This is a genomic window from Pseudomonas sp. H1_A03, assembly GCF_054685145.1.
Genome location: NZ_CP162829.1, coordinates 1379876 through 1393513 on the forward strand (window position 1 = coordinate 1379876; position 13638 = coordinate 1393513).

Annotated in this window: 10 protein-coding genes and 3 pseudogenes; 9 read left to right on the forward strand and 4 right to left on the reverse strand. The window is 60.0% G+C overall.

Annotation, left to right across the window (positions count from 1 at the left end):
* Nucleotides 1–51: 51 nt before the first annotated feature.
* The gene (locus AB4O35_RS06470) at nt 52–981 is read left to right on the forward strand and encodes a zinc ABC transporter substrate-binding protein (RefSeq protein WP_065946102.1); all 930 of its coding nucleotides are present in this window, start codon (nt 52–54) and stop codon (nt 979–981) included.
* Between the two features lie 124 nt (nt 982–1105).
* On the opposite strand, the gene AB4O35_RS06475 is transcribed toward AB4O35_RS06470, so the two are convergent.
* The gene (locus tag AB4O35_RS06475) at nt 1106–2059 is read right to left on the reverse strand and encodes a homoserine kinase (protein WP_065875639.1); all 954 of its coding nucleotides are present in this window, start codon (nt 2057–2059) and stop codon (nt 1106–1108) included.
* A 56-nt stretch (nt 2060–2115) separates the two neighbouring features.
* Nucleotides 2116–2406 carry a DUF2782 domain-containing protein gene (locus AB4O35_RS06480; protein WP_065875640.1) on the reverse strand — a complete coding sequence of 97 codons (291 nt, stop codon included), beginning with the start codon at nt 2404–2406 and terminating at the stop codon, nt 2116–2118.
* A 74-nt stretch (nt 2407–2480) separates the two neighbouring features.
* On the opposite strand from AB4O35_RS06480, the gene polA reads away from it, so the two are divergent.
* Nucleotides 2481–5258, forward strand: coding sequence for a DNA polymerase I (polA, locus tag AB4O35_RS06485; protein WP_065910200.1), 2778 nt, complete (start codon nt 2481–2483; stop codon nt 5256–5258).
* Nucleotides 5259–5527: 269 nt separating this feature from the next.
* On the opposite strand, the gene yihA is transcribed toward polA, so the two are convergent.
* Nucleotides 5528–6169 (reverse strand): ribosome biogenesis GTP-binding protein YihA/YsxC, encoded by a 642-nt coding sequence (yihA, locus tag AB4O35_RS06490; protein WP_065875642.1) that lies wholly within the window; start codon nt 6167–6169, stop codon nt 5528–5530.
* A 192-nt stretch (nt 6170–6361) separates the two neighbouring features.
* On the opposite strand from yihA, the pseudogene AB4O35_RS06495 reads away from it, so the two are divergent.
* From AB4O35_RS06495 to AB4O35_RS06525, 7 genes and pseudogenes are all read left to right on the forward strand, one after another.
* Nucleotides 6362–6458: pseudogene (locus AB4O35_RS06495) on the forward strand (cytochrome); the annotation flags it as partial.
* A gap of 3 nt (nt 6459–6461) precedes the next feature.
* A pseudogene (locus AB4O35_RS06500) lies at nt 6462–6581 on the forward strand (c-type cytochrome); the annotation flags it as partial.
* A 36-nt stretch (nt 6582–6617) separates the two neighbouring features.
* On the forward strand, nt 6618–7229 hold the full coding sequence (locus AB4O35_RS06505; protein ID WP_065880370.1) for a c-type cytochrome: 612 nt from the start codon (nt 6618–6620) through the stop codon (nt 7227–7229).
* 168 nt (nt 7230–7397) lie between these two features.
* Nucleotides 7398–8033 (forward strand): thiol:disulfide interchange protein DsbA, encoded by a 636-nt coding sequence (gene dsbA / locus AB4O35_RS06510; RefSeq protein WP_049710737.1) that lies wholly within the window; start codon nt 7398–7400, stop codon nt 8031–8033.
* 10 nt (nt 8034–8043) lie between these two features.
* The gene (locus AB4O35_RS06515) at nt 8044–8922 is read left to right on the forward strand and encodes an endonuclease/exonuclease/phosphatase family protein (protein WP_049710736.1); all 879 of its coding nucleotides are present in this window, start codon (nt 8044–8046) and stop codon (nt 8920–8922) included.
* A pseudogene (locus AB4O35_RS06520) lies at nt 8919–10986 on the forward strand (GGDEF domain-containing protein). Before AB4O35_RS06515 ends, AB4O35_RS06520 begins: the two are co-directional and overlap by 4 nt.
* Nucleotides 10987–11074: 88 nt before the next feature.
* Entirely contained in the window at nt 11075–11851 is a 777-nt protein-coding gene (locus AB4O35_RS06525) for an N-acetylmuramoyl-L-alanine amidase (RefSeq protein WP_065875645.1), read from the forward strand.
* Here AB4O35_RS06525 and AB4O35_RS06530 read toward each other — a convergent pair.
* Nucleotides 11848–13635 carry an ATP-binding protein gene (locus tag AB4O35_RS06530; RefSeq protein WP_065946104.1) on the reverse strand — a complete coding sequence of 596 codons (1788 nt, stop codon included), beginning with the start codon at nt 13633–13635 and terminating at the stop codon, nt 11848–11850. The two genes, AB4O35_RS06525 and AB4O35_RS06530, sit on opposite strands and share 4 nt — an antisense overlap.
* Nucleotides 13636–13638: the final 3 nt, after the last annotated feature.

Here is a 13638-nt window from a genome sequence, read left to right on the forward strand (position 1 = left end):
GACAGACATTTGATAGAGACGTTATTATGTTACCCGTTCCTACGCCATCGAGTGGTCATCGTGTCCCGACTTTTTCCCGTTTTTGTCGTATTTGTCACCAGTTTGTTCATCAATGGCGCCGCTCAGGCCGAGGTCAAGGTGCTGACCAGCATCAAGCCTTTGCAGTTAATTGCTGCGGCTGTGCAGGACGGCGTGGCGGTTCCGGAGGTGTTGCTGCCGCCGGGTGCATCGCCGCATAACTACGCGCTGCGTCCATCCGACGTACGGCGCGTGCAGTCGGTGGACCTGCTGTACTGGATCGGCCCGGATATGGAGAGTTTCCTGCCGCGCGTGCTGAAAGGTCGTACGGCAACAACGGTAGCGGTGCAGGATCTTCCGGGTATGAAGCTGCGGCGGTTTGCCGAAGATAGCCACTCTCACGCCGACGATGCCGACGAACATGATCATGATCACCGCCCAGGCAGCCTGGATTCGCACTTGTGGCTGTCGACCGTGAATGCTCGCGTGATTGCGGCGCGTATGGCTGCTGATCTGGCGGCCGCTGACCCGGCCAATGCCGTGCGTTATCAGAGCAATGCGAAAGCTTTTGATGGGCGCCTGGATGTTCTGGATGCCCGCCTGAAAGCTCGTCTGGCGCCGATTGGCGGCAAACCTTACTTCGTGTTCCATGAAGCCTTCGATTACTTCGAAGAGGCTTACGGGCTCAAGCACGCCGGTGTGTTCAGCGTTGCCGCTGAAGTACAGCCCGGCGCCCAGCACGTAGCGGCGATGCGTACGCGTTTGCAGGAAGTGGGCAAGACCTGCGTGTTCAGCGAGCCGCCGTTGCGCCCGCGTTTGGCTGAAACCCTGGTGGCGGGTTTGCCGGTGAAGCTGGCGGAGTTGGATGCGCTGGGCGGGTATACCCCGGCTACGGCTCAGGGTTATGAGCAGGTGTTGGAAAAGTTGGGGAATGACTTGGCTGGGTGCCTGGAATCGTTGTAACAGACGGCGCAGGTCAAATGTGGGAGCTGGCTTGCCTGCGATTGCGGTGGGCCTGCGACGAAATTGCTGGCTGACCTGACGCTATCGCAGGCAAGCCAGCTCCCACATTGACCGAGTTGGGGCTTTAGAGGGCGAACGGCAGTTGGATTGTGACCTGCTGGCGTTGTGCCAAGCGATGCTCAAATTCCGCCGGGTCATGGATCAACACATCCTGCCCTGCAAACGACTCGGCAGCGATCAGGCGTGACAGCCAGAACCGCACACACGCCACCCGCAACATCGTCGGCCACAGTTCGGCTTCCTTGGCGGTGAACGGTCGCAGGCCGGCATAGGCGCCGAGCAGCGCACGGGCGCGTTGTCCGTCAATCACGCCATCGGCATCCGAACACCAGTCATTCAGGGCGATCGCCACGTCGTACAGCATCGGCCCGGAGCAGGCGTTGTAGAAGTCGATCAGGCCTGTGAGGTGCGTGCCTTCGAACATCGCATTGTCGCGGAACAGGTCGGCGTGGACGTTGGCGCGCGGCAGGGCGAGGATCTGGGCCTTGTGAGCGTCGATTTCCGTCAGTGCAGCTTGCAGCAGGCGCTGCTGTGCGTCGTTCAGGTGCGAAATCAGTTGCGTGCCTTCAGCCAGCATCCACTCCAGGCCGCGGTCGGTCTTGCGTTCCAGCACCTTTTCGCCTTGTGTCGCCAGGTGCAGGTGGCCAAGCAGGTCGCCGACCTGGGTACAGTGCTGGGCGTTGGCGTCCTTGATGTGCTTGCCGGCCAGGCGCGGTTGCAGCAGTGCCGGTTTGCCTTTCAGCTCGCGCAATGCAACGCCGTCGGTTGTACGCAGGGCGTAAGGCACGGGCAGGTCAGCGTCGTGGAGCACGTCGAGCAGCTCGATAAAGAACGGCATTTCTGCGACCGGGCCGCGCTCAACCAGGGTCAGGACATACTCGCCCTGCTCCAGGCTGATAAAGAAATTGGTGTTTTCACTACCGGCGGCAATCCCCTGGAAATCAAGCAGGCGGCCGAGCCCGTAAGGGGCGAGAAAGGTTTCCAGCTCGGGCCGAGCCAGGGGGGTGAACACAGACATGGTTAAAACTGCCAGTACGGGCGCCGCTGTGCGCGGCGCCAATTTAAGTTAAGAAATCATTTCCATTCGAAGATCTTCCATGACGGGATCAGCATATCCGGCTGGTCAGAGCGGATGAAGTTCGCATCGGTTCCGTCCGCGCGCACCAGGAAATACGGAGGCGCCCCTTTCGGAGTGACCTTGATTGCGTACAGGAACCCGTTCTGACGGTATTCCTGGATGGTCTTGTCGCCTTCCGTGCGAATGGTCACTTCCGGATCACCCCCAGGCGCATCGTCTGCCGCCATGGCAGCCAACGGAGCGAGTGCAATCAAGCCGGTCAACAGCAGGCGATTGAATGTGCGCATGATAACCTTGTCCCTTTGTCGTCATTGGTCCGGCTATTCTAGCGCCTGACCCGCCGAAAAGGTTGATTCTGCTCATGAGCCAAGCACCCCTCGTCCTGGTGGACGGTTCTTCTTATCTGTACCGCGCTTTTCATGCGCTGCCACCGCTGACCACCTCCAAAGGCCTGCCGACCGGTGCGGTCAAGGGCGTGTTGAACATGCTCAAAAGCCTGCGCAGGCAGTACCCGGACAGCCCGTTCGCGGTGGTGTTCGACGCCAAGGGTGGGACCTTTCGCGATGACATGTACGCCGAATACAAGGCCAATCGCCCAAGCATGCCCGATGACATGCGCCTGCAAATCGAGCCATTGCATCAAAGCGTAATCGCGCTGGGCTTCCCGCTGCTATGCGTCGAAGGCGTCGAGGCCGATGATGTGATCGGCACCCTGGCCCGCAGCAGTGCCGCCGCTGACCGCCCGGTGGTGATTTCGACCGGTGACAAGGACATGGCGCAACTGGTGGACGGCCACATTACCTTGGTCAATACCATGACCGGTAGTGCGATGGACATTGAGGGCGTAAAGGAGAAATTCGGCGTCGCTCCGGAGCAGATCATCGACTATCTGGCGTTGATGGGCGATTCGTCCGACAACATTCCGGGTGTTCCGGGTATTGGTCCTAAGACCGCGTCCGGCTTACTTGTAGGTGTGAACGGCGGCCTAAAAGAGCTTTATGAACAGCTGGATATCGTGCCGACCCTGCCTATCCGTGGCGCGAAGACGCTGCCGGCCAAGCTGGAAGAGCACCGGGAGATGGCGTTCCTTTCCTACCAGCTGGCGACGATCAAGATTGATGTGCCGCTGGATGTGGGCCTGGATGATCTGCACCTGATCGAACCGAACCGTGAAAAACTGCTGGAGCTGTATACGCTGCTGGAGTTCAAGAGCTGGATTGACGAGATCCAGCGTGACGCCAAGCGTGTCGAACTCAAGGCTGCTCCTGTCGTTGAAGCAGTCGTTGAAACCGTGGCGCCAGCGCAGACCACCTACACCACCATCCTCGACCAGGCGACGTTTGATGTCTGGTTGAAGAAGCTCAACGAGGCGAAGTTGTTCGCCTTCGACACAGAAACCACTGGCATCGACGCCCAACAGGCACAGTTGGTCGGTGTTTCCTTCGCCGTGCAGCCCCATGAAGCCGCCTACATCCCGCTGACCCACGCCTACATCGGCGTGCCGGAGCAGTTGGACCGTGACACCGTGCTGCTGGCCCTGAAGCCACTGTTGGAAGACCCGACCAAACTCAAGGTTGGCCAGCACGCCAAGTTCGACATGAACATCCTGGCCAACTGCGCCATCGGCGGCGACCCTGCACACGGCATTACCGTGCGGGGCATCGCGTTTGACACCATGCTCGAATCCTATGTGTTGAACGCCACCGCAACCCGGCATGACATGGACAGCCTGGCGAAGAAGTACCTGGATTACGACACCGTCAGTTTCCAGGATATCGCCGGCAGGGGCGCCAAGCAGCTCACCTTCGACCAGATCGCATTGGAGCAGGCCGGCCCTTATGCGGCTGAAGATGCCGATGTGACCTTGCGTCTGCATCAGGCGCTGTTCGCGCAACTTTCAGCCATCCCGAGCCTGGTGAGCGTGCTCACGGATATCGAGATTCCGTTGGTACCGGTGCTGGCCCGTATCGAGCGCCAGGGTGCGCTGGTGGACAAGGCGCTGCTGGGCATCCAGAGCATCGAGCTGGGCAACAAGATGGTCGAACTGGAGCGCCAGGCATTCGAGATCGCCGGTGAGGAATTCAACTTGGGTTCGCCCAAGCAGCTCGGCGCGATTCTTTACGAAAAGCTCGGCCTGCCGGTGCTGAAAAAAACCGGCAAGGGCCAGGCGTCGACGGCCGAAGAAGTGCTGGCCAAGCTGGCTGAAGATGACTATCCGCTGCCCAAGGTGCTGATGCAGTACCGCAGCATGAGCAAGCTGAAAAGCACTTACACCGATCGCTTGCCGGAACAGATCAACCCGCGCACCGGGCGGATCCACACGTCCTATCACCAGGCGGTGGCGGCTACCGGGCGCTTGTCCTCGAGTGACCCGAACCTGCAGAACATCCCGGTGCGCACCGCCGAAGGGCGGCGGATTCGCCAGGCGTTTGTTGCGCCGAAGGGCTACAAACTGCTGGCGGCGGACTATTCGCAGATCGAGCTGCGGATCATGGCGCACCTGTCGAAGGACGAAGGGTTGATGAACGCCTTCCGTCACAACCTCGACGTGCACACGGCGACGGCCGCCGAAGTGTTCAAGGTTGAGCTGGGTGAGGTTACGTCTGACCAGCGCCGCAGCGCGAAGGCGATCAACTTCGGTTTGATCTATGGCATGGGCGCGCAGAAGCTTGGCAAGGACATCGGCGTCGATACCAAGACGGCCAAGGCGTACATCGACGTGTACTTCGCCCGTTATCCCGGGGTTCGCGAGTACATGGAGCGCACCCGCGCCCAGGCTTCCGACCAGGGCTACGTCGAAACTTTCTTCGGGCGCCGGCTGTATTTGCCGGATATCCATTCCAACAAGCCCCAGGAGCGCGCGGCGGCAGAACGCACTGCGATCAACGCGCCAATGCAGGGCACGGCGGCGGACATCATCAAGAAAGCCATGGTGCTGGTGGACAATTGGCTGACCGATTCGGGCCTGGATGCCAAGGTCATCCTGCAGGTGCACGATGAATTGGTGCTGGAAGTGCGTGAGGACTTGGTGGCCGAAGTCAGCGAGAGGATCCGTGAGCACATGAGTGCGGCTGCTCAGCTGGATGTGCCGCTGCTGGTGGAGGTAGGTGTGGGTGATAACTGGGACGAAGCGCACTGATTACGGGGCTTTGCCACCACCTTGCGTGGTGGCAGAGTGCTTTAGTCCGGAAGTCGCCGTCAGTTATTTCCAATAGTTTTTTGAGCCTGCCGGAACTTAACCCGTGAACTGCCACTCAGAGTTACTGAATGGGTGGTGAAGCCCTTCAATGCTCCTATGTTGTGTTAAGTGTTGGCAGATATCTGGACCCCGCCCTAGCGGTCCGGAACTTGAACCCCGAACTTCCCCTCCCCATACGAAGTCCGGGGTTTTTTTTGCCTGCAGAAAAGTTACTCCGCGACTTCCGCGCCCTTGTCGGCCAATTCCATCCAGCCGGCCAGCACGGTGTAGGCGTCTTCCAGGCCCAAGCGCTTCGGCGCCGAGAACAGCTGGATAGTGATCGCGTCACCCCAGCCTTTACGGATTTCGGCCTGCACTTTGAGCAGGGTGTTCTTGGCGGCGCCGTAGGTCAGTTTGTCGGCCTTGGTCAGTAGGATATGCATCGGCATACCGCTGGCAACAGCCCAATCGAGCATCAGCAGGTCGAAATCGGTCATCGGATGGCGGATGTCCATCATCAAAATCAAACCCTTCAAACTCTCGCGACCACCCAGATAAGCCTCGAGGTGACGCTGCCAGTGCAGCTTCAGCGGGATGGGTACTTTTGCGTAACCGTAGCCCGGAAGGTCGACCAGACGCCGATCATCGTCTAGCTTGAAGAAGTTGAGGAGTTGCGTGCGACCCGGGGTTTTCGAGGTGCGTGCCAGGCTGGCGTGAGTCAGGGTGTTCAGTGCGCTGGACTTACCGGCGTTGGAACGACCGGCAAAGGCGACTTCAAAGCCTTCGTCATCGGGGCATTGGTCAACTTTGGCGGCGCTGAGCATGAATGTGGACTGTTGGCACAGGCCGAGGATGGGATTCTTGAGTTGCATGAGATTTCCGATGTGGGCGATGCCGAGAAAGGGTGCGGCAAGCGGTGTCGTTTCCGTTTCAGTAGCGCCAGTATATAATGCCGCAGATTTTGTGTGTGCTTTGTCCCAGCGAAGGACGAGGTTCACGGGAGCGAAAGACCTTTATTGCGCATTAGAACGCAAAACGCTCTCAAACCCTGAAATGGTCGACGTATGACCAAGTGGTTGCGCGCTGTCGGTGTCCTGGTCCCGCTTTAATGGTGCTCAGGCTACACAGGATCCGGAAGCGGTGTACAACCGAGTTTGCGTGGTCACGCTGGTGCAACACGTGACCCAGGGTTTCAAGGCAATGCCGCCGCGTGGTTTGTGCATGGACTGCAGTACTGAGGATTACCAGGCCATCATTGAGTTGATGGTGAGTAAACCCGGTTGATAACTCTTAAACCCTTAGCCGTAGTTGGATTAGCTGATGAACAAACTGATCGTGAGTCTGCTGTTGACCTTGGGCATCACCGGTGTTGCCCATGCTGCAGGCGACGCTACAGCGGGCCAGGCGAAAGCCGCCGTATGTGGTGCTTGCCATGGACCGGATGGTAACAGCCCGGCGCCGAACTTCCCCAAACTGGCCGGCCAGGGAGAGCGCTACCTGACCAAACAGATGCAGGATATCAAGTCTGGCAAGCGCACGGTCCTGGAAATGACCGGCTTGCTGACCAACCTCAGCGATCAGGACCTGGCAGACATCGCCGCGTATTTTGCCAGCCAGAAAGGCAGTGTGGGAGCTGCCGATCCGAAACTGGTGGCCCGTGGTGAGAAACTGTTCCGCGGCGGTGACCTGGAAAAAGGTCTTCCTGCCTGCACCGGCTGCCACTCGCCAAATGGCGCTGGTATAGCAGCCGCTGGCTTCCCGCACTTGAGTGGCCAGCACGCAACCTACATCGCCAAACAGTTGACCGATTTCCGTAAGGAAGAGGCCGGGCGAAGCAACGACGGCGATGCGATGATCATGCGCACAATCGCTCGCAAGCTGAGTGATGAAGACATTGCGGCGGTCTCCAGCTACATCCAGGGCCTGCACTGAGGCGCGCACGACGTTAACGCTCGATTAATCCATCGATGCAAGCATAAAAAGGGTGGCTTAGGCTGCCCTTTTTTGTGGCCGCTACCGTTACACTAACGAACTCATGCCCGCGTAGACCTGTCACAACAAAGGTCGCGTGAGGCGACTTTATTTGTCCAGGAGTAAAGCATGCGTAATCTGATCCTCAGCGCCGCTCTCGTCACTGCCAGCCTCTTCGGCATGACCGCACAAGCTGCCGATGTGCCGCTTGAAGCCGGGAAAACCTATGTTGAATTGGCCAACCCGGTTCCGGTTTCGGTGCCAGGCAAGATCGAAGTGGTGGAGCTGTTCTGGTATGGCTGCCCGCATTGCTACGCTTTTGAGCCGACGATCAACCCATGGGTTGAGAAACTGCCTAAGGATGTGAACTTCAAACGTATTCCAGCCATGTTTGGCGGCCCATGGGATGCTCACGGCCAACTGTTCCTGACCCTGGAAGCCATGGGTGTGGAACACAAGGTCCATAACGCTGTATTCGAAGCTATCCAAAAACAAGGCAAGCGCCTGACCAAACCAGACGAAATGGCTGACTTCGTTGCCACCCAAGGTGTCGACAAAGACAAGTTCCTGGCTACCTTCAACTCCTTCGCGATCCAGGGCCAGATCAAACAGGCCAAGGAACTCGCGCAGAAGTATGGCGTGCAAGGTGTACCGACGCTGATCGTCAACGGCAAATACCGTTTTGACCTGGGTACTGCTGGCGGCCCGGAAGCTGTGCTTAATGTTGCCGACCAACTGATCGCCAAAGAGCGCGCAGCCAAGTAAGGGGCCCGTCATGCGCCGCTGGGGTACCGAACGTGTGGTTGGCCTGCATGATCCGCAGGTCAACGAACATCACCTGGAAACCACGGGTTTGCCGCCGGACAGTCGTCTGCGGCTGCTGAGCTTCAATATCCAGGTGGGCATCAGTACCGAGAAGTATCGGCATTACCTCACCCGTGGCTGGCAACACCTGTTGCCCCACAACGGGCGTGCCGGCAACCTGCAAAAGATCGGCAACCTGTTGAATGACTTTGACCTGGTTGCCCTGCAGGAAGCCGATGGCGGCAGCATGCGCTCCGGCTATATCAATCAGGTGGAGCACTTGGCCCAGCTGGGTGCCTTCCCTTATTGGTACCAGCAGCTCAATCGCAACCTCGGGCGTCTGGCGCAGCACAGCAATGGCGTGCTCAGCCGCTTGAAGCCTTCTGCCATCGAAGACCACCCGCTACCAGGCCCCAAGGGCCGGGGCGCTATCCTTGTGCGTTTTGGCGAGGGGCCAGAGGCTTTGGTCGTGGTGATGATGCACCTGGCGCTGGGTGCGCGCACCCGGACCATGCAATTGGCCTACATCCGAGAGCTGATTGGAAATTACAAACACCAGGTGCTGATGGGGGACATGAACACCCACGCCAGCGACCTGCTGCTGAATTCCCCGTTGCGCGACCTTGGGCTACTGGCACCGCAAGCCGAAGCCACGTTTCCCAGCTGGCGCCCGCAACGCTGTCTTGACCATATCCTACTAAGCCCGACCCTCACACTCGAGAGTGTGCAGGTGCTGGCGCAGCCCATCTCCGATCACCTGCCGGTCGCGGTAGAGATTCGCCTGCCGGGTTCGCTCACGGCCGATGCATTCCCCGCGCTGAGTCCCGGCCCTCGCGGACCCCTTGCATGAGCGACGACGCCCAGCGCTGGAAAGAGAAGTACCTTAAAAGCATCGAGCAACAGGAAAAGCTCGAACGTCGCTGGGCCGCCCGCCTTGACCTGCTGCGCCGTGGGCTCGTACGCAGTACGTTGGCGGCTGAGGGCACCGATCGCGCGGTTGATCAATGCATGAAGGAAATGCGCGACGTTGTCCGCACGGATGACATGGACGCCGCCCTCGCCGCGTTGCTGCCGCGCCTGGAAAAGGCCGTTCTGGATTCAGAGCAGCGCCGCGAAACCCGGGTCGACCAGATCAGCACCGCGCTGACCTCCCTGGTCACGCAACTGCAAAAGCTGCCATTACCGCGTGAGGTCGCCCGGCCGCTGAAAACATTCGCCAAGCAGTTGGACGGACGCGTCGGCCAGGCACGTGAGATCCCGTTGTTGCTGAGCGAGTTGAGTGGCCTGCAAAGCCAGGCGCTGAATAACCTGGAGCCGGACAGCGAAACTATGCGCTCAGGGCCTGGGCTCTTGCAGCGCCTGTTTGGTTCCAAGGATTTTGCGAACGAGACGGTAGCGGACGAGCCGGTCCCCAGCCCGGCGGCGCCCCCTCCCTGTGGCCAAGCCTGTCGCCGAACCTCAGCAGCCCGAGCAGTCCGAGGAACTGACGCAAGCCTTGCGCGCCTTTTCGCCACAGCCTCGAGCACCGGTTGCCCCTGCAGTTGAACCAGATGCTCCGGCAAAAGTTGCCGAGGCCTCCAGTGAAACGTTCGTCTACGAGGCCCCTGCTCAAGCCGCTCCAGTTGACGAGCTCGTAGCGCCCTTGGCACGTGTGGAACCCGAGCCCGAGCCCGAACTTCAGGCAGAACAGCCGGCACCGGAAAGCGCCCTTGCCGCCTTCATTGAAACATCCGAACTTCAGGTCGAAACCCCGGATAAGACTGTCATCGGCAGCCTGTCGCTGCCGCCCGTGCTGGAGGTCGAAGAGTCCGACCCCGACGAGCTGCAATCGGATGGCGTGTATTCCTTACCCGACTCGCCGGAGCCGTCCTACAGCTCCGTGGCCAAGCACATTGAAGACACCCTGCTCGGCCTGCTGGAAGAGCTGGCATTGCCCGAGCGCCATTGGCCCCAGGCCGAAGCCATGCGTGAGCGTCTGGCCCACGGCCTGAACTGGTACGAACTGCTGCCTATCCTCGACGACCTGGCAGTCTTGATGCTGGCGATCACCGACAGTGGCCAGCATGAGTTCGAGGCTTACCTCAAGCAGCTCAACGAGCGCCTCGAAGCGTTCCAGGGGCATTTGCAGGTCGCCAGCGACGGCCACGCCGATAGCCGTTCCGCCGCCCGGGAGCTGGACACGCAGATCCGCGAACAGGTCGACGGCCTGCAAAGCAGCGTGCAGGAAGCCGCCGACCTGGACAGCCTCAAGCACGTATTGGAAAGCCATCTCGAAGGCCTGCTAGGCACCATGGATGAGCACCAGCAGCAGCGCGATCAACGTGAGCAGGAAACGGCTGCACGTCTGAAGGGCCTGGCCGAGCGGGTTGCCAATATGGAGCAGGAAGCCCAAGGCTATCGCGAGCACCTGGAGGTTCAACGCCAGAAGGCCCTGATCGATCCACTCACCGGCTTGCCCAATCGCGCAGCGTGGAGTGAGCGCCTGGATCAGGAGGTCAACACTTGGCACCAGCGCGGCAACAACCTTTCGCTGGCGATGCTGGACCTGGATCACTTCAAGCGCATCAACGATGGCTACGGCCATCTGGCTGGCGACAAGGTGCTGAAGATCATCGCCAATGTGCTGCGCAAACGCCTGCGACCGACTGACTTTATCGCGCGCTTTGGCGGTGAAGAGTTTGTCTTGCTGATGCCTGACTCATCCTTGACGGACGCCCTGGCGGCGGGCGAGGTGTTGCGCGCAGCGATTGAAGCGTGCCCGTTTCATTTCAAGGGCGAGCCGGTGACGATCACGGTGTCCATGGGCGTGGCGCAGTTCCAGCCGGGAGAGCGCAGTGATCTGGCGCTCAAGCGCGCCGATGCGGCGCTATACCGGGCAAAGGCGGCGGGACGGAATCGGGTGCAGGCAGCCTAAAAAATGTTCCATTTTGTAATTTGACCGCCGGGCCACAATCGGTACGTTACACTGTTGCATTATCGTCTTCAGTGTAATGCCTTCCGCCATGAAATCCTTGTACTTTGCTTTTGTGCTCCTTCTGCTTGCGGGCTGCGCCAGCGGCCCTCGCCTGGACACCAACCACCCCTCGGTGAATCACGATAACCGCGTGCAATTCGTGGTCGTCCATTACACTTCCACCAACCTTGAACGCTCCCTGGCATTGCTCACCCACGGCCAGGTCAGCAGCCACTACCTGATCGGCGACGATGCCTCCGCCACCATTTACAAGCTGGTGGATGAGAGCCAGCGCGCCTGGCATGCCGGGGAAAGCGAGTGGATGGGGCGCACCTGGCTTAACTCCAGCTCCATCGGTATCGAGATCGTGAACCCTGGCTACAAGGACACGCCGACTGGCCGACTCTGGTACCCCTACTCTGAGGCGCAGGTGCAATCCCTGGTGGTCTTGCTCAAAGACATCAGTAAGCGCAACGGCATCGACCCCAAAAACATTATTGGTCACAGCGATATCGCACCGCTGCGCAAGTTGGACCCGGGCCCGCTATTTCCTTGGAAGCGCCTGGCTGCTGAAGGGCTGGGCGTATGGCCGGATGCCCAGGCTGTCGCGCGCTACCGGGTGCAATACGCCACCGAGCTGCCGAGCATTACCTGGTTTCAGGAAGAGTTGGCGCGTCTGGGCTACCAGACACCCCAGACCGGGGAGCTGGATGTAGCCACGCGTCACGTGATCGCAGCGTTCCAGATGCATTTCCGGCCATCGCTGTTTGATGGCGCGCCGGATGCGGAGAGTGCAGCGATCCTGCGAGCGTTGAACCACCGTTAAAGCGGCAACGCCATATAGAACTGAGTGCCTTGCCCCGGCCGCGAATACACGCCCATGCGGCCGCCGTGCAATTGTACGATCTCCTTGCACAGCGCCAGCCCCAGGCCAGCGCCGCCTTTCTTGCGACCCACCTGAACAAAGGGCTCGAAGATCCGCCCCTGTTGCCCGTAAGCGATGCCTTCTCCGTTATCTTCGACGCTGATAATCACCCGCTCGCCATGCCGGCGCGCCTGCAGGCGAATCTGTCCGCCCGTGGCGGTATGGCGCAGGGCGTTACCCAGCAGGTTGTCGAGCACCCGCTCCAGTTGTGCCTGGTCTGCATACAATCTGGGCAGGTCGGATTGAGTTTCTACCAGCAGTTCGACGTTTTGCGCGTTGGCCGGCTCGACGAAGCGCGCCCGGGCGTGTTCCAGCAGGTCAGTCACATCGCACGGCCCCAGCGTGAGTTTCTGCAGGCCGTTCTGGTAGCGCGAGAAATTGAGCAAGTCGTTGATCAACTGCATCAGGCGCTGCATCTCTTCATTGACCGTGTCCAGCAGGTCCGCTTCACGGGACTCTGCGGGAAACTTCGCGCGTTCGCGGAACAGCCCGAATGCCATGTGCATGCCCGTCACCGGCGTACGCAGTTCATGGGAGGCGCGTAGGACGAACTCGCTGCGCACCCGCTCGAATGCCCGTTGTTCGGTGACGTCATGCAGCACCATCACCGCGCCGAGGATGTGCCCCTCGGTATGGCTCACAGGGGTCAAGCTGTAGGTCAGCAGGCGCAGTTCGCCTTCGACTTCCACTTCCAGATCATCCGGCGCCCGCTCCAGGTTGCCGCCTCGCAGTACCAGTTGCAGTTGCTCGTCCAGTTCCGGACGCACCAACGCCTCGCCCAGGCCTTGGCCGAGGCGTTCCTCGTCCCAACCTAATTGCCGCTGGGCGACAGGGTTGAGATGCTCCAGGCGGCCTTGGCGGTCGATCATCAGCAAGCCATCGTCAATGCTGTCGAGCACCGCTTGCAGGCGCTGCTGGCCCGCCAGCAGTTCATCGACGTTGGTCGCCTGATGCTGGCGCAACGCTTCGGCCATGATGCCGAAGCGCCGGGTCAACAGGTTCATTTCCGCGGCAGAGGAGATGGGCAGCGTCACTTCGAAATCGCCCTGCCCGATCTTGTCCGCCGCCTTGGCCAGGGCTTCGATCGGCCCGCCAAAACGCCGGGCAATGCCATGAGCCGTAATGAATCCGATGATCAGCACCGCGAGCCCCACCAATCCCAGAAGGCCGGCAATCAGCAAGGCGCGCGCGCGGGACTTTTGTTCGGTGGAGCTGATGTTTTCCAAGGCGTGCTTGTGTTCGGCGATCAGGCCGTTACGCAGCACGTTGAACGTTTCGTGGAGTTTTTCCTTGCTGCCCGGCGGCGGCGAAGCCTGCTGAGACTCATCGAAAGCCTTGAGGAAACTCAAGTAGTCCGTCTTGGCCTCGCTGAAGCCGCTTCCGGTGTGCGCTTGCCGCTCATGGGCAATCCCCTGATCGAGCAAATCAAAGTAGCGTCCTTTCGAGGCTTCCAGGGCGCCCGGATCAGGGCGCGCCTCCAGCATCATCATCAACTGGTCGCCCAGGCTCTGACGCAGCTTGAGCCCCAGGTCGAGGGTAACGAAGTTGCTGCGAATTGAAGACTCCTGGGTCTTGGCCATTTGCATGACGCTGACCAGGCCCAGGATCAAACCCAGCAGGGCAACGGTGATCAGCGCGGAGATGCTCAGGAATAACCGAGTGCGCAGTTTCATCGCTAACTTCATAGG